Here is a 16,282-nt window from a genome sequence, read left to right as displayed (position 1 = left end):
CTGGCAAGCCAGCTCCTACAGGGGATTGTGTCGTAAACAAATAATGTGTAAACCCCGGTCAACTGTAGGAGCTGGCTTGCCAGCGAAGAGGCCCTCCCTCACACCGCAGATTTCACCGCAGTCGGACTCGCCCGCATCGCACTCAACCCGTAATAAATCAATCCGCCCAGAGCCGAGCCGGTAAACCAGCCATAGCTGTAGAACCAGCTGAACACATCACTGCCGAGCGACAACAACGTCAACACCACCGGCACACCGAAGGCGATAAACCCGAACCAGTTCCACGCCGGGTAAACGTCATCGCGATACAGCCCGGCCAGATCCAGTTGCTGCTTCTTGATCAGGAAATAGTCCACCACCATGATCCCGGCGATCGGGCCCAACAAACTGGAGTAACCCAGCAACCAGTTGGAATAGACCGTTTCCAGGCTCAGATCGGACACAATCAGCCCCAGCTTTTTCAGCAGTTCATGCGCCATCAGCACCAGCCCGACCAGTCCGGTGAGCATTACCGCCTTGGTCCGGTTGATGACCTTGGGCGCAATGTTCTGGAAGTCGTTGGTCGGCGAAACGATGTTGGCTGCGGTGTTGGTCGACAGCGTGGCGATGATGATCAGCGCCATGGCCAGCGCAACCCACACCGGGCTCTGGATATGGCCGATCAGGGTGACAGGATCGGAGACGGTGACGCCCACCAGTTTCACGGAGGCGGCCGTCATCACCACGCCGAGGGAGGCGAACAGGAACATGGTCAGGGGCAAGCCGATGATCTGCCCGACAATCTGGTCTTTCTGGCTTTTCGCATAGCGACTGAAGTCCGGGATGTTCAGAGACAAGGTGGCCCAGAACCCGACCATCGCGGTCAGGCCGGCAGCAAAGTAACTGACCACACTCGCCCCTCCCGGACGCTTGGGCGGGATCGCCAGCAACTCGCTCATCGATACATTCGGCATCGCCCAGACCAGCAGCCCCACACCGACCAGCACCAAAAGCGGCGCCGACAGGGTTTCCAGCCACTTGATCGATTCGGCGCCACGAATCACCACCCACAGGTTCAGCACCCAGAACACCATGAAGCCGATGACTTCACCGGTACCGCCCAGTGACTTCCAGCCCTCGAACACCGACCCCAGGAACAGATGGATCGCCAATCCGCCGAACATTGTCTGGATACCGAACCAGCCGCAGGCCACCAACGCGCGGATCAGGCACGGAATGTTGGAGCCGAGGATGCCGAAGGACGAACGCAGCAACACCGGAAACGGAATGCCGTATTTAGTGCCGGGGAAGGCGTTGAGCGTCAGCGGAATCAGCACGATGATGTTGGCAAACAGAATCGCCAGCAGCGCTTCGCCCACGCTCAGGCCGAAGTAGGCGGTCAGGACCCCGCCGAGGGTGTAGGTCGGTACGCAGATCGCCATGCCGACCCACAAGGCGGTGATGTGCCATTTGTTCCAGGTTCGCTCGCGCACCTTGGTCGGTGCCATGTCGTGGTTGTAACGGGGACTGTCGAGAACGTCGCTGCCGGCTTCGAGCTCGAACAAGCCGTCGCGCTCGGTCACTTGCGATCTGATCTGTTGCATGGCCGCTCCACTGTTCTTTGAATTATTTTTTGCTCATCAGGGGCCGATGGCATCAATAACCGTGCCGGACACCCCGCCTGTGCATCGGGCAGTTCCATAAAAACTTTGTAAGCAACTGATGTACATCATTTTTAATTATCAGAATATGAACTTTCGTGTACTTGTCATACCCGTTGGGCTGACTATCCGACACATCGTCCAAACAGCCAGGACTCAATCTGGTGCAGCTGTTTTTTTTCAAGCTTGCGCATCAACCATAGACCATCCTTCAAGCGGCTGATTTCACATAGAAATCTCGTTCATTTTCAGAACCTGTCAAGTGCGTCAAAATGGTGAGAGGCCTCACCATTTCAGTGAACTTGTTAGTTTATCTTTCAATATCAATACTTTAAAAAATGTATAAGCTTATAAAAATATTCTTGCCCAATCCCCAAACTGCAGCTAGCGTCTATTCCTGACAGCACTGACAGGAATACACCTGTCGGTGTTCGCGTCTATAAAACATTTAGAACCGGCACCAGTCGGTCATTGCCTGCGAGGAACTCGGAATGTCTCTGTTGATCCGTGGCGCCACCCTTATTACCCATGATGAAAGTTATCGTGCCGACGTCTATTGCGCCGACGGCGTGATCAAGGCCATCGGTGACCATCTGGATGTACCGGCGGGCGCCGAAGTGCTCGACGGCAGCGGTCAATACCTGATGCCCGGCGGCATCGACCCGCACACGCACATGCAATTGCCCTTCATGGGCACCGTGGCCAGCGAAGACTTTTTCAGCGGCACGGCGGCGGGACTTGCCGGTGGCACCACGTCGATCATCGACTTCGTGATTCCCAATCCGCAGCAGTCGCTGATGGAAGCGTTTCATCAGTGGCGCGGCTGGGCCGAGAAGTCGGCATCGGATTACGGCTTCCATGTCGCCATCACCTGGTGGAGCGAGCAGGTTCGCGAGGAAATGGCCGAGCTGGTCAGCCAGCACGGCGTCAACAGCTTCAAGCATTTCATGGCCTACAAGAACGCGATCATGGCCGCCGACGACACCCTGGTGGCGAGTTTCGAACGCTGCCTGGAGCTGGGCGCGGTGCCGACCGTGCACGCGGAGAACGGCGAGCTGGTCTATCACCTGCAACGCAAGTTGATGGCCCAGGGCATGACCGGCCCTGAAGCGCATCCGCTGTCGCGTCCTTCGCAGGTTGAAGGTGAAGCGGCGAGCCGGGCGATCCGTATCGCCGAAACCCTGGGCACACCTTTGTATCTGGTGCATGTCTCGACCAAGGAGGCGCTCGACGAAATCACCTACGCCCGCAGCAAGGGCCAGCAAGTCTACGGCGAGGTACTGGCCGGGCATCTGCTGCTGGACGACAGCGTCTACCAACACCCGGACTGGCAGACCGCCGCCGGTTACGTGATGAGCCCGCCCTTCCGTCCTCGCGGTCATCAGGAAGCGCTTTGGCACGGCTTGCAATCGGGCAACCTGCACACCACCGCCACCGACCACTGCTGCTTCTGCGCCGAGCAAAAAGCCGCCGGCCGTGACGATTTCAGCAAGATCCCCAATGGCACCGCCGGGATCGAAGACCGCATGGCGGTGCTCTGGGACGAAGGGGTGAACACCGGCCGCTTGTCGATGCAACACTTCGTGGCGCTGACCTCCACCAACACCGCGAAGATCTTCAACCTCTACCCGCGCAAGGGGGCGATTCGCGTCGGTGCCGATGCCGATCTGGTGCTGTGGGACCCGCAGGGTACGCGGACGATTTCGGCGAAGACGCATCACCAGCAGGTCGACTTCAACATCTTCGAAGGCAAGACCGTGCGCAGCGTGCCGAAGCCATACCATCAGCCAGGGCCGGGTGGTCTGGGCCGATGGCGACTTGCGGGCCGAGCGTGGTGCCGGACGGTATGTCGAACGGCCGGCGTATCCGGCGGTGTTTGATTTGCTGAGCAAGCGGGCTGAGTTGAATCGGCCGGTTGCGGTTAAACGCTGAAACCGAGGCCTTCGGCCTTCGCTGGCGAGCCAGCTCCTACCGTTGGAATGCGTTCCCCTGTAGGAGCTGGCTTGCCAGCGAAGGCGCCGGCACAGACAACAAAAAAAACATGCCCACCAGAGGCAGCACCTCAATAACCGTGAGGCCAACACCGTGATCAAGACCCTGAACCACCTCCCGCATCCCCATGAGAATGCGGCCGCCCTCGCCGGCCATTTCACCGACCTGGCGCCGCCACTCAACGACCGCCAGGCCCACCTGGAAGCCTCGCGCTGCCTGTATTGCTACGATGCGCCCTGCGTGAATGCCTGTCCGAGCGACATCGACATTCCCTCGTTCATCCGCAACATCCACCAGGACAACGTGCAGGGCGCCGCGCAGAAGATTCTCTCGGCCAATATTCTCGGTGGCAGTTGCGCGCGGGTGTGCCCGACGGAAATCCTCTGCCAGCAAGCCTGTGTGCGCAACAACGCCGAGGAATGCGCACCGGTGCTGATCGGCCTGTTGCAACGCTACGCGGTGGACAACGCGCACTTCAGCGAACATCCGTTCCAGCGCGCCGCTGCCACCGGCAAGCGCATCGCCGTGGTCGGTGCCGGTCCTGCCGGGTTGTCCTGCGCTCACCGCAGCGCCATGCACGGGCATGACGTGGTGATATTCGAGGCGCGGGAAAAAGCGGGCGGCCTCAATGAATACGGGATCGCAAAGTACAAGCTGGTGGACGATTACGCACAGAAGGAGCTGGAATTCCTGCTGCAGATCGGTGGCATCGAAATCCGCCACGGCCAAAAGCTTGGCGAGAACCTGACCTTGAGCGATCTGCATCAACAATTCGATGCGGTGTTCCTCGGGCTCGGGTTGGCGGCCAGCAAGCAACTGGGGTTGCCTCATGAAGACGCACCCGGTCTGCTCGCCGCCACCGACTACATCCGCGAACTGCGCCAGGCCGATGACCTGACTCAACTGCCGCTGGCGGACCATTGCATCGTGCTCGGTGCCGGCAACACCGCCATCGACATGGCCGTGCAAATGGCCCGTCTCGGTGCTCGCGACGTCAACCTGGTGTATCGCCGCGGAGTCGCGGACATGGGGGCCACCGGCCACGAACAGGACATCGCCAAGGCCAATCAGGTACGTCTGCTGACCTGGGCCCAACCCGAGGAAGTGTTGCTTGACCCTCAAGGCCAGGTGCGCGGCATGCGCTTCGCCCGCACCCACCTGGTGGAAGGTCGCCTGCAAACCACCGGGGAAACCTTTGACCTGGCCGCCGACGCCATCTTCAAAGCCATCGGCCAGGCCTTCGACGCCGGCGCCCTCGCCGATCCCCTGGCCCGTGAACTCAAGCGCCAGGGCGAGCGCATCCTGGTCGACGAACAGCTGCGCACCAGCATCCCCGGGGTGTATGCCGGCGGCGATTGCACCAGCCTCGATCAAGACCTCACCGTGCAGGCCGTGCAGCACGGCAAACTGGCTGCCGAAGCCATCAACGCCCAACTCATGCTCAACGTGGAGGCTGCGTAAATGGCCGATCTCTCGATTGTCTTCGCCGGCATCAAAGCCCCCAACCCGTTCTGGCTGGCCTCCGCGCCCCCCACCGACAAAGCCTACAACGTGGTCCGCGCCTTCGAGGCGGGCTGGGGTGGCGTGGTCTGGAAAACCCTGGGAGAAGACCCGGCGGCGGTCAACGTGTCGTCGCGTTACTCCGCGCATTTCGGGCCCAACCGTGAAGTAGTGGGCTTCAACAACATCGAACTGATCACCGATCGGTCGTTGGAGATAAACCTGCGGGAAATCACCCAGGTCAAAAAAGACTGGCCGGACCGCGCGCTAATCGTCTCGTTGATGGTGCCCTGCGTGGAAGAGTCATGGAAATTCATCCTGCCGCTGGTGGAAGCCACCGGCGCCGACGGCATCGAGCTGAACTTCGGTTGCCCCCACGGCATGCCGGAACGGGGCATGGGCGCAGCGGTCGGCCAAGTGCCGGAGTATGTCGAGCAAGTCACCCGCTGGTGCAAGACGTATTGCTCGCTGCCAGTCATCGTCAAGCTCACGCCGAACATCACCGACATCCGCGTCGCCGCCCGCGCCGCCCATCGCGGCGGTGCCGATGCGGTGTCGCTGATCAACACCATCAACTCGATCACCAGCGTCAACCTGGAACGCATGGTCGCCAACCCTGCGGTCGGCAGCCAGAGCACCCACGGCGGTTATTGCGGGTCGGCGGTCAAGCCGATCGCGTTGAACATGGTCGCCGAAATCGCCCGCGACCCACAGACCCAGGGCCTGCCGATCTGTGGCATCGGCGGGATTGGCAGCTGGCGCGACGCGGCGGAATTCATCGCCCTGGGCAGCGGCGCGGTGCAGGTGTGCACGGCGGCGATGCTGCATGGTTTCCGGATAGTCGACGAGATGAAGGATGGCTTGTCACGCTGGATGGACAGTCAGGGTTATGCCAACGTCGCCGATTTTTCAGGACGTGCGGTGAGCAACACCACGGACTGGAAGTACCTCGACATCAACTATCAGGTGATCGCGAAGATTGACCAGGAGGCCTGCATCGGCTGCGGTCGCTGTCATATCGCCTGCGAAGACACCTCGCACCAGGCGGTGGCCAGCCTCAAACAGGCGGACGGCACGCACAGGTATGAAGTGATCGATGAGGAGTGCGTGGGCTGCAACCTGTGCCAGATCACCTGCCCGGTGCAGGACTGCATCGAGATGGTGCCGATGGAGAACGGCAAGCCGTTTCTGGATTGGGATCATGATCCGAGGAATCCTTATCATGTTGCCGTTTAAGGCAGGCGCTGACTGAATTGACGCCTTCGCGGGCAAGCCTCGCTCCTACAGAGTTCTTTGGCGTACACAGGATTTGTGTACGACATAAATCCCTGTAGGAGCGAGGCTTGCCCGCGAAGAGGCCAGCAGCCCCACCAAAATCCTCAAGGGTCCAACCCAATCCCCACCCGACGTCCACCCAACCTATCAGTTCTGCTAGTAGACGAAACGCCCACTATCTCCGAAGCTGACACCCATCCAATTCCCCTGCGAAGGACCGCACCATGTCAACCGCATCATTGAAAATCCTGTGCCGCTATCAATACGACCCATTGGATCGCCTCATGGGCGTGGGGGTTCTGGAACGCACCGGCACCCAGCGCTTCTACCAGCAAGATCACCTGACTACCGAACTGGGAGAGCAGGCGCAACGAACCATCTTCCGCCATCAAACTCGGCCATTGGCGCAGCAACAAAACACAGACGGCGTCACCGCGACCACACTGTTGGCAACCGACCAAGCCCATTCGCCGCTGCAGACCCTTGCGGAAACCAACCCGCAGCAACTGGCCTATACCGCCTACGGCCATCACCCGGAAGAAAGTGGTCTGAGCCGTTTGCTAGGGTTTAATGGTGAATGCCCCGATTCTATTACTGGGCACTATTTATTAGGCCAGGGTACGCGGGCATTTAATCCCGTGTTGATGCGCTTCAACAGCCCGGACGAGTTGAGCCCGTTTGGCGAGGGAGGAATTAATTGTTATGCCTACTGCCAGGGGGACCCCATAAACTTTAATGACCCAACTGGCAATATGCGTCTTAAAGCATTACCACGAAAAATAGTTAGAATACTGGAGGGGCGCATACAAAAGCCTCGGTACGCAATAGAACATGCTGCCAGACCTAACCTTCCGACGCGCAACTCGTCGTTTAACGCCACGGATACCTCCGCCACTGTTAGCGCCCCTCAACCAGGACCCAGCACTTCAACTCTAGCTCCTCAGGAAGTTTTATATCCGCACCAACTTCCCGCAACCAAAACAAACACGCCTAAACTTAGCACTCCGAAAAACCAGAACTACCGGAATCTGTTAAAAGACGCAGAGAAATATGACAACTATATAAAACAGAACAAAGACTACAAGCCAGTAACCAGTGGCGACCTTTTAGAAAAGGCGACTAAATATACCGAAAAAGCCAATCCACCAAAGAATACAACGCCTCAAGTAACAATTCACAAAGCAAAACAATCCCTCCGAAGAACAGAGATGGAAGTCAAGCGGTACAACATTAGAAAAATGGAAGGTAATAACCCCTCTTAAACAGCGCATATCGATTATCGGGCGATAGTTCGGGATACGTTATAACTCCCCCCCGAACTACGGCTCCAACCCAATCCCCCGCAATATCACGCTGGTCACCGTCTGCACCGCCCGCTCGAACTGCATGTCCGACAACGGCTGATGATCATTCAAAATATTCACCTGATGATCAAAATCCGCATAATGCTGAGTCGACGCCCAGATCATATACAGCAAGCTCGAAGGCTCCACCGGCAGGATGCGTTTGTCCTCTACCCACTGGCGGATTTTCGCTTCTTTCATCTTGGCCCAGTCGTACAGGCTGGCGTCCAGTTTCTCGCCCAGGGTCGGCGCGCGTGGATGATTTCGTTGGCCCAGACTTTTGAGCCATAAGGCCGGCTGCGGGAGTGGTTCATCTTGGCGCGGATGTAGCTGCTGAGGACCACCCGGGGGTCGTCGAACATCTCGAAGCACAGGGCGTCCTGTTTCCAGACTTCGAGCAGGTCGAACAGCACGGCGCTGTACAGCTCGCTTTTGGTGCTGAAGTAGTAATGCAGGTTGGAGCGCGGCAGTTGCACCTCGGCGGCGATGTCGGCCATGGCGGTGCTGCCGAAGCCTTTTTCGGCGAAGACCTTTTCGGCCCCCAGCAGAATTTTCTCGACGTTACTGCGGCGGATCTCGATCTTGTGATTGCCCATGAGGGCTCCCTGGCAACAGCATTGGCCAAGACTAGCATCCGCTCTACTTAGGGGCGACAGGGGAAAACGAATCTTCCTACGCCCGGTTTCATGCTCATGCAGGTAAACTGCCCGCCTCTTCGAACCTGCCTCTGAGGTATCCACGATGCTGCTCAAGAACGCCCTGACCACCGCCGCCCTCCTCGGCGCCCTGTTCGCCGCCTCATCGGTGTTGGCCCATGCCCATTTGAAAAGCCAGACCCCGGCCGCCGACAGCACCGTCAACGCACCGGCGGAACTGCGCCTGGTGTTTTCCGAAGGCATCGAAGCAACCTTCACCAAGGTCACCCTCAGCAAGGACGGCGCCGCGGTTCCGGTGAAAAGCCTGGCCACCGAAGGCAGCGATAAAAAGACCCTGGTGGTGACCCCGGCGGCGCCATTGGCGGCCGGTTCGTACAAAGTCGAGTGGCATGCGGTGTCGGTCGATACCCACAAAAGCGAAGGCGCCTACAGCTTCAAGGTTGGCCAGTAATTCATGACGAGTGCGATGGTGCTGTGCCGTTTCCTGCATTTCACCGTGGTGTTGATGCTGTTTGGAGCCTGGATTTTCAAGCCTTTGCTGTTGGGCCGCGAAACTGCTTTGGACCGGCCTCTGGCGCGGATCAGCCGGTGGCTGGCAGGGGTGGCGTTGCTCAGTGGCGTCGGCTGGTTGTTGCTGATCACCGCCAACATGGCCGGCTCCTGGACGGCGGCATTCGATCCGTCGACCCTGGAGCTGGTGTTGGACAAGACGTTTTTCGGTCAGGTCTGGCGCTGGCATTTGCTGCTCAATCTGCTGTTGCTGGCGTTGCTGTTCACGCCGCTGCATAGCAGCCTGCCCTGGCGGATAGTCTTGAGCGGCCTGTTGCTGGCGACATTGGCCCCGGTTGGCCATGGCGCCATGCTCGACGGCAACGCAGGCCGGTTACTGATCCTCAACCAGGTCATCCACCTGACCTGCGTCGGCGCCTGGCTCGGCGGGTTGATGGTGTTGGTGATGATCCTGCTGCGACCAGACCCACACTCCGTCAAAGCGCTATTGCAACGCTTCAGCGGTGTCGGTTATGCGTTGGTGGCCGGGTTGCTGATCACCGGCTTGATCAATGTGCGGGTATTGACCGGGGCGTTCTGGCCAACGCCATTGTTGAGTGGATTTGCCTTGATTCTGTTGATCAAGGTGGTGCTGGTGGGCGCGATGCTGGGGTTGGCGCTGTTCAATCGGTTGCGGATCAGGGATTGCGAGCGGCGCATGACGGCGTTGCGTGCCAGCGTGATGCTGGAGTGGTTGCTGGGGATTGGGGCGGTGGCGGCGGTTTCGCTGCTCGGTACCTTGCCGCCAATGATCATCAACTGAAATACGCCCCCCTGTAGGCGCTGGCTTGCCAGCGAAGGCGGTGTGTCAGCCAACATATTTATCGACTGAACGGACGCCTTCGCTGGCAAGTCAGCTCCTACCGGGGTCCATCGACATACGACCAAAGTCGTTAAGTCATCGTATAACTTCTGATTGACTTTCCCCGAAGCCCTCGCAAATAATCGCCCCATGTTGTACGACGACGTATGACGACAATAAAAACAAAAAGTAAAGGGAGCGTCACAGTGACCAAGCTCGTCCGCAATTCCTCCGTCAGCACCCCTCGTCCTGCCTTCGCACGCCGTCATGCCCTGAGCCTGATCAGCTTCAGCAGCCTGGCTTTCGCCCTGCCCCTGACCGGCAACGCCGAGGGCTTCGTCGATGACGCCAAGGCCACGCTGAACCTGCGCAACGCCTACTTCAATCGCAACTTCACCAACCCGGCCAACGCCCAGGGCAAGGCTGAAGAGTGGACGCAAAGCTTCATCCTCGACGCGAAGTCAGGGTTCACCCCGGGACCTGTCGGTTTTGGCGTAGACGTGCTCGGTATGTACTCGCAGAAGCTTGACGGTGGCCAAGGCACCGGCGGCACGCAGTTGTTGCCGATCCATGATGACGGTCGTCCTGCGGACAATTTCGGGCGACTGGGTGTGGCGCTGAAAGGCAAAATCTCGAAGACCGAAGTGAAGGTCGGCGAATGGATGCCGGTGCTGCCGATCCTGCGCGCCGACGACGGCCGTTCCCTGCCGCAGACCTTTCGCGGTGGCCAGGTGACCTCGACCGAGATCAGCGGCCTGACGCTCTACGGCGGTCAGTTCCGTGCCAACAGCCCGCGCAACGACGCGAGCATGGAAGACATGTTCATGAACGGCAAGGCCGCCTTCACGTCAGACCGCTTCAACTTCGGCGGCGGTGAATACGCGTTCAACGACAAGCGCACCCAGGTCGGTGTCTGGTATGCGGAACTCAGCGACATCTATCAGCAGCAGTATTTCAACCTGAGCCACAGCCAGCCCCTCGGCGACTGGACCCTCGGCGCCAACCTCGGGTACTTCATTGGCAAGGAAGACGGCAGCGCCCTGGCCGGCGACCTCGACAACAAAACCGCATTCGCCCTGCTCTCGGCCAAGTACGGCGGCAACACCTTCTATGTCGGCCTGCAAAAGCTCAGCGGCGACGATGTCTGGATGCGGGTCAACGGCACCAGCGGCGGCACCCTGGCCAACGATAGTTACAACGCCAGCTATGACAACGCCAAGGAAAAATCCTGGCAACTGCGCCACGACTACAACTTCGTCGCCCTCGGTGTTCCCGGACTGACCCTGATGAACCGCTACATCAGCGGCGATAACGTGCACACCGGCACGATCACCGACGGCAAGGAATGGGGCCGCGAATCGGAGCTGGCCTACACCGTGCAGAGCGGCGCGCTGAAAAACCTCAACGTCAAATGGCGCAACGCGAGCATCCGCCGGGATTTCAGTACCAACGAATTCGATGAGAACCGGATTTTCATCAGCTATCCGCTTTCGTTGTTGTAGGAGCAAGCTTGCTCGCGATGGACGTTAACGATGACGCGTTTTTCCTGAATGAATGCGCCGCTCCCGAGCCCATCGCGAGCAAGCTCGCTCCTACAGTGTTCGGTGTGTATCAGCAGAGGCATGACCCTCTGTCAATTTCCACCAGCGCCGCGTTGACAAAACCGGGGAAGCCTAACGATACTCCAAGCTAGTCGTACGACAACCTACAACAAACCTCAATAATAATTGCTGTCCAGGGACTCCCATGACTACAACTCAAACAGCCCCTTTCAACCGCCTTCTGCTGACCGGTGCCGCCGGTGGCCTGGGCAAAGTGCTGCGCGAAACGCTGCGGCCTTATGCCAAGGTTATTCGCCTGTCGGACATTGCCGACATCGCCCCGGCCATCGATGACCGCGAAGAAGTCGTCACCTGCGACCTTTCCGACAAGCAAGCGGTGCATCGACTGGTCGAAGGCGTGGACGCCATCCTGCACTTCGGCGGCGTGTCGGTAGAACGCTCGTTCGAAGAGATCCTCGGCGCCAACATCTGCGGCGTGTTCCATATCTACGAAGCCGCGCGCCGGCATGGCGTCAAGCGCGTGATTTTCGCCAGCTCCAACCATGTGATCGGCTTCTACCAGCAGGACCAGGTCATCGACGCACACTCCCCGCGTCGCCCGGACAGTTACTACGGCTTGTCCAAGTCCTACGGCGAAGACATGGCCACCTTCTACTTCGATCGTTATGGGATCGAGACCGTCAGCATCCGCATCGGCTCCTCGTTTCCGGAACCGCAAAACCGCCGGATGATGAGCACCTGGCTGAGCTTCGGCGACCTCACGCAATTGCTCGAACGTGCATTGCTCACCCCTGGCGTCGGCCACACCGTGGTGTACGGCATGTCCGATAACAAGGATGTCTGGTGGGATAACCGTTTCGCGACGGCCCTGGGCTATTCCCCCAAGGACAGCTCCGAAGTGTTCCGCGACAAAGTCGAAGCCCAGCCGATGCCGGCCGCCGATGATCCGGCGCGGGTCTATCAAGGTGGCGCTTTCTGCGCGGCCGGCCCGTTCGGCGACTGAACCCAAACCGATCCCCACATTTAAAGCCCAAGGGAATGAGTCGCCATGCACGCCGAATTGATTGTCGATGCCCGTAACGCGGTGGGTGAAAGCCCGGTCTGGGTCGCCGAGGAAAACGCCCTGTACTGGGTCGATATTCCCGCCGGAGGCCTGCAACGCTGGAGCGCCGACAGCGGGCATGTCGAGGCCTGGAAAGCCCCGCAAATGCTCGCCTGCATCGCGCGTCAAAGTAATGGACGCTGGGTGGCCGGCATGGAGAGCGGCTTCTTTGAGCTGCACCCGCATAACGACGGCAGTCTCGACAGCGAACTGCTGGCCGAGGTGAATCACGCCGTTGCCGACATGCGCCTCAACGACGGTCGTTGCGATCGCCAGGGACGCTTCTGGGCGGGCAGCATGGTGCTGAACATGGGCGCCAACGCCGCCGAGGGCACGCTTTATCGCTACGGCGCCAGGCAACCGGGGCCGCTGGATGCACAACTCGGCGGGTTCATCGTGCCCAACGGCCTGGGCTTCAGCCCGGATGGCCGCACGATGTACCTGTCGGACTCCCATTCCCTGGTCCAGCAGATCTGGGCTTTCGACTACGACATCGACAACGGCACGCCGTCCAATCGCCGGCTGTTCGTCGACATGCATCAGTTCCCCGGGCGTCCCGACGGCGCCGCGGTGGATGCCGATGGCCTGCTGCTGGATCTGCGCCAACGACGCCGGGCTGATCCATCGTTTCACCCCCGATGGCCGACTGGACCGCTCCCTCGCGGTCCCGGTGAAAAAACCGACGATGTGCGCCTTCGGCGGCAGTCGACTGGACACGCTGTTCGTGACCTCGATCCGCCCCGGCGACGACCAGGACGCACAGTCACTGGCCGGTGGCGTATTTGCCCTCAATCCCGGTGTGAAAGGTTTGCCGGAACCTGCGTTCAACCCATTGCCGTAACCGCTTGTGCTGCACCGCTGCGCCTTGAAAACAACAATAACAAGACTGGAGACACACCCCATGGACTTCAAACGCACCTTGCTCGCCGCTGCACTCCCTTTCGTGTTCACCCTCAGCAGTACCGCCCACGCGCTGGAAATCAAATTTGCCGACATCCATCCCGCCGGTTACCCGACCGTGGTGGCGGAAGAACAGTTGGGCAAGACTCTGGTGGCCGACAGTAACGGCAAGTTGACATTCAAGATGTTCGCCGGCGGTGTGCTCGGCTCGGAAAAAGAAGTGGTGGAACAGGCCCAGGTCGGCGCCATCCAGATGGCCCGGGTCAGCCTGGGCATCGTCGGGCCGGTGGTGCCGGACGTGAACGTGTTCAACATGCCGTTTGTATTCCGCGACCAGGCGCACATGCGCAAGGTCATCGACGGTGAAGTCGGCGACGAGATCCTGGCGAAGATCACCGACTCCGAATTCGGCCTGGTCGCCCTGGCCTGGATGGACGGCGGCACGCGCAACATCTACACCAAGAAACCGGTGCGCAGCCTCGCCGACCTCAAGGGCATGAAGATCCGCGTGCAAGGCAACCCGATGTTCATCGAAACCATCAACGCCATGGGTGGCAACGGCATTGCGATGGACACCGGCGAGATCTTCAGTGCGTTGCAGACCGGGGTGATCGACGGCGCGGAAAACAACCCGCCGACCCTGCTCGAACACAACCACTACCAGAACGCCAAGTTCTACAGCCTGACCGGGCACCTGATCCTGCCCGAGCCGATCGTGATGTCGAAAATCACCTGGGACAAACTCACCCCCGAGCAGCAAGTGCTGGTGAAGAACACCGCCAGGGCCGCACAGGCCCAGGAACGCACCCTGTGGGACGCCAAATCCGCCAGCAGCGAAGAGAAACTCAAGGCGGCCGGCGTCGAGTTCATCACCGTCGACAAGAAACCTTTCTATGAGGCCACCGCCTCGGTCAGGGAAAAATACGGCGCGCCCTACGCCGATCTGATCAAGCGCATCGAAGCCGTTCAGTAACCCTCCCTGCATTCATGAAAGGCCCGGCGCCGCTGACGTTGGTGTAGGTCAACGCGCGCCCGGTTACGGTGGAACCCGATGAAGAATCTGCTGCTGCGTATCAACGACAGGATTTACATGACCTGTATCTGGGTCGCCGGCCTGTCAGTCCTGGCCATTGCCCTGATCATTCCCTGGGGCGTGTTTGCCCGCTACATTCTCGGCACGGGGTCGAGCTGGCCGGAGCCCACCGCAATCCTCTTGATGATGGTCTTCACCTTCATCGGTGCCGCCGCCAGTTATCGCGCTGGCGCGCACATGGCAGTGGCCATGCTGACGGACCGCATGACGCCGCAACTGCGCAAGACCATGAGCATCGTCTCGCAACTGCTGATGGCAACGATCTGCCTGTTCATGACGGTCTGGGGCACCAAGCTGTGCATCTCCACCTGGAACCAGTTCATGAGCGCCCTGCCCACCCTGCGAGTCGGCATCACTTACATGCCGATCCCCGTCGGCGGTCTGCTGACGCTGATCTTTGTCCTGGAAAAACTCTTGCTCGGTGACCAGAGCAACCGTCGGGTCGTGCGATTCGACCTGGTTGAAGAAAACGAAGGTGCCGCCTGAATGGACGCTCTGATTCTGCTCGGCAGTTTTATCGCTTTGATCCTGATCGGCATGCCGGTCGCCTATGCCCTGGGCCTTTCCGCCCTGATCGGCGCCTGGTGGATCGACATACCGTTCCAGGCGCTGACGATTCAGGTCGCCGGTGGCGTGAACAAGTTCTCCCTGTTGGCGATCCCGTTCTTCGTCCTGGCGGGCGCGATCATGGCCGAGGGCGGCATGTCCCGGCGGCTGGTGGCGTTTGCCGGGGTGCTGGTGGGTTTCGTGCGTGGCGGGTTGTCGCTGGTCAACATCATGGCCTCGACTTTCTTCGGTGCGATCTCCGGGTCCTCGGTGGCGGATACCGCCTCGGTGGGTTCGGTGCTGATTCCAGAAATGGAACGGCGCGGCTATCCCCGGGAATTCGCCACGGCGGTCACCGTCAGCGGCTCGGTGCAAGCGCTGCTGACTCCGCCCAGCCACAACTCGGTGCTCTACTCGCTGGCCGCCGGCGGTACGGTGTCGATCGCCTCGCTGTTCATGGCCGGCGTGGTCCCGGGCCTGTTGATGAGCGCCTGCCTGATGGTGCTGTGCCTGATCTTCGCCAAAAAACGCAACTACCCCAAGGGCGAAGTCATCCCCATGCGGCAGGCGCTGAAGATCTGCGGCGAAGCGATGTGGGGCCTGATGGCCATGGTGATCATCCTCGGCGGCATTCTCTCGGGTATTTTCACCGCGACTGAATCGGCGGCGATTGCCGTGCTGTGGTCGTTCTTCGTCACCATGTTCATCTACCGCGACTACAAGTGGAGCGAGCTGCCGAAACTGATGCACCGCACGGTACGGACGATTTCGATCGTGATGATCCTGATCGGTTTCGCTGCCAGCTTCGGCTACATCATGACCCTGATGCAGATCCCGTCGAAGATCACCACGATGTTCCTGACCCTGTCGGACAACCGCTATGTGATCCTGATGTGCATCAACGTCATGCTGCTGTTGCTCGGTACGGTGATGGACATGGCGCCGCTGATCCTGATCCTGACACCGATCCTGATGCCGGTGATCCTAGGCATTGGCGTGGACCCGGTGCAGTTCGGCATGATCATGCTGGTCAACCTGGGAATTGGTTTGATCACCCCGCCGGTGGGGGCGGTGCTGTTCGTGGGGTCGGCGGTGGGCAAAGTCAGTATCGAAAAAACCGTGAAGGCGCTGCTGCCGTTCTATGGGGTGCTGTTCCTGGTGCTGATGGCCGTGACCTACATTCCGGCGCTGTCGCTGTGGTTGCCGCATTTGGTGTTGTAGAACGCGGGACCGGACCTGGCAAAAACTTTCGCAACTGTAAAACGCAATACCTGTAGGAGCCCAGGCTTGCCGGCGAAGGCGCATTTGAGATCGCCTTCGCC

The 16,282-nt window shown here is 59.7% G+C and carries 11 protein-coding genes and 3 pseudogenes; 12 read left to right on the top strand and 2 right to left on the bottom strand.

What is annotated here, in order from left to right; all coding sequences use genetic code 11:
• Positions 1–98 precede the first annotated feature (98 nt).
• Positions 99–1,583: an NCS1 family nucleobase:cation symporter-1 gene (locus BZ163_RS02350; RefSeq protein WP_128869637.1), complete on the bottom strand. Its 1,485-nt coding sequence runs from the start codon at positions 1,581–1,583 to the stop codon at positions 99–101.
• 548 nt (positions 1,584–2,131) lie between these two features.
• Between BZ163_RS02350 and hydA the strand changes: the two are divergent.
• The 4 genes and pseudogenes from hydA to BZ163_RS02330 all read left to right on the top strand — a co-directional run bounded on the left by hydA (position 2,132) and on the right by BZ163_RS02330 (position 7,669).
• Positions 2,132–3,572: pseudogene (hydA, locus tag BZ163_RS02345) on the top strand (dihydropyrimidinase).
• A 153-nt stretch (positions 3,573–3,725) separates the two neighbouring features.
• A complete protein-coding gene (locus BZ163_RS02340; protein WP_128869636.1) occupies positions 3,726–5,093 on the top strand; it encodes an NAD(P)-dependent oxidoreductase in 1,368 nt (455 codons plus the stop codon).
• Positions 5,094–6,368 carry an NAD-dependent dihydropyrimidine dehydrogenase subunit PreA gene (gene preA / locus BZ163_RS02335; RefSeq protein ID WP_128869635.1) on the top strand — a complete coding sequence of 425 codons (1,275 nt, stop codon included), beginning with the start codon at positions 5,094–5,096 and terminating at the stop codon, positions 6,366–6,368. It begins immediately after the preceding gene.
• Positions 6,369–6,631: 263 nt separating this feature from the next.
• Entirely contained in the window at positions 6,632–7,669 is a 1,038-nt protein-coding gene (locus BZ163_RS02330; RefSeq protein ID WP_128869634.1) for an RHS repeat-associated core domain-containing protein, read from the top strand.
• A 57-nt stretch (positions 7,670–7,726) separates the two neighbouring features.
• On the opposite strand, the pseudogene BZ163_RS02325 reads toward BZ163_RS02330, so the two are convergent.
• Positions 7,727–8,346, bottom strand: a pseudogene (locus BZ163_RS02325) (TetR/AcrR family transcriptional regulator).
• A 145-nt stretch (positions 8,347–8,491) separates the two neighbouring features.
• On the opposite strand from BZ163_RS02325, the gene copC reads away from it, so the two are divergent.
• The 8 genes and pseudogenes from copC (at position 8,492) to BZ163_RS02280 (ending at position 16,181) form a co-directional block, all read left to right on the top strand.
• The gene (gene copC / locus BZ163_RS02320) at positions 8,492–8,857 is read left to right on the top strand and encodes a copper homeostasis periplasmic binding protein CopC (RefSeq protein WP_128869633.1); all 366 of its coding nucleotides are present in this window, start codon (positions 8,492–8,494) and stop codon (positions 8,855–8,857) included.
• A 3-nt stretch (positions 8,858–8,860) separates the two neighbouring features.
• The gene (copD, locus tag BZ163_RS02315; protein WP_128869632.1) at positions 8,861–9,718 is read left to right on the top strand and encodes a copper homeostasis membrane protein CopD; all 858 of its coding nucleotides are present in this window, start codon (positions 8,861–8,863) and stop codon (positions 9,716–9,718) included.
• A gap of 245 nt (positions 9,719–9,963) precedes the next feature.
• Complete coding sequence (locus BZ163_RS02310; RefSeq protein WP_128869631.1) at positions 9,964–11,259, top strand: OprD family porin; 1,296 nt, start codon at positions 9,964–9,966, stop codon at positions 11,257–11,259.
• A 244-nt stretch (positions 11,260–11,503) separates the two neighbouring features.
• Positions 11,504–12,322, top strand: a complete 819-nt coding sequence (locus BZ163_RS02300; protein ID WP_128869629.1) for an NAD(P)-dependent oxidoreductase — start codon at positions 11,504–11,506, stop codon at positions 12,320–12,322.
• A gap of 45 nt (positions 12,323–12,367) precedes the next feature.
• Positions 12,368–13,262, top strand: a pseudogene (locus BZ163_RS02295) (SMP-30/gluconolactonase/LRE family protein).
• Positions 13,263–13,322: 60 nt separating this feature from the next.
• Positions 13,323–14,294, top strand: a complete 972-nt coding sequence (locus tag BZ163_RS02290) for a TRAP transporter substrate-binding protein (RefSeq protein WP_128869628.1) — start codon at positions 13,323–13,325, stop codon at positions 14,292–14,294.
• Positions 14,295–14,372: 78 nt separating this feature from the next.
• Entirely contained in the window at positions 14,373–14,900 is a 528-nt protein-coding gene (locus BZ163_RS02285; RefSeq protein ID WP_128869627.1) for a TRAP transporter small permease, read from the top strand.
• The gene (locus BZ163_RS02280) at positions 14,901–16,181 is read left to right on the top strand and encodes a TRAP transporter large permease (protein WP_128869626.1); all 1,281 of its coding nucleotides are present in this window, start codon (positions 14,901–14,903) and stop codon (positions 16,179–16,181) included. It begins immediately after the preceding gene.
• Positions 16,182–16,282: the final 101 nt, after the last annotated feature.

Origin of the sequence: Pseudomonas sp. VI4.1 (genome assembly GCF_002029345.1) — a bacterium.
Taxonomy (GTDB): domain Bacteria; phylum Pseudomonadota; class Gammaproteobacteria; order Pseudomonadales; family Pseudomonadaceae; genus Aquipseudomonas.
The sequence above is the reverse complement of the archived record's forward strand: the minus strand, read 5'-3'. Positions and strand labels throughout refer to the sequence as shown.

Bases quoted from the DNA above. Each gene is read 5' to 3' on its own strand.
- copC (WP_128869633.1), top strand. From the start codon at position 8,492: ATGCTGCTCAAGAACGCCCTGACCACCGCCGCCCTCCTCGGCGCCCTG.
- BZ163_RS02290 (WP_128869628.1), top strand. From the start codon at position 13,323: ATGGACTTCAAACGCACCTTGCTCGCCGCTGCACTCCCTTTCGTGTTC.
- BZ163_RS02350 (WP_128869637.1), bottom strand. From the start codon at position 1,583: ATGCAACAGATCAGATCGCAAGTGACCGAGCGCGACGGCTTGTTCGAG.
- BZ163_RS02300 (WP_128869629.1), top strand. From the start codon at position 11,504: ATGACTACAACTCAAACAGCCCCTTTCAACCGCCTTCTGCTGACCGGT.
- preA (WP_128869635.1), top strand. From the start codon at position 5,094: ATGGCCGATCTCTCGATTGTCTTCGCCGGCATCAAAGCCCCCAACCCG.
- BZ163_RS02330 (WP_128869634.1), top strand. From the start codon at position 6,632: ATGTCAACCGCATCATTGAAAATCCTGTGCCGCTATCAATACGACCCA.
- copD (WP_128869632.1), top strand. From the start codon at position 8,861: ATGACGAGTGCGATGGTGCTGTGCCGTTTCCTGCATTTCACCGTGGTG.
- BZ163_RS02280 (WP_128869626.1), top strand. From the start codon at position 14,901: ATGGACGCTCTGATTCTGCTCGGCAGTTTTATCGCTTTGATCCTGATC.
- BZ163_RS02285 (WP_128869627.1), top strand. From the start codon at position 14,373: ATGAAGAATCTGCTGCTGCGTATCAACGACAGGATTTACATGACCTGT.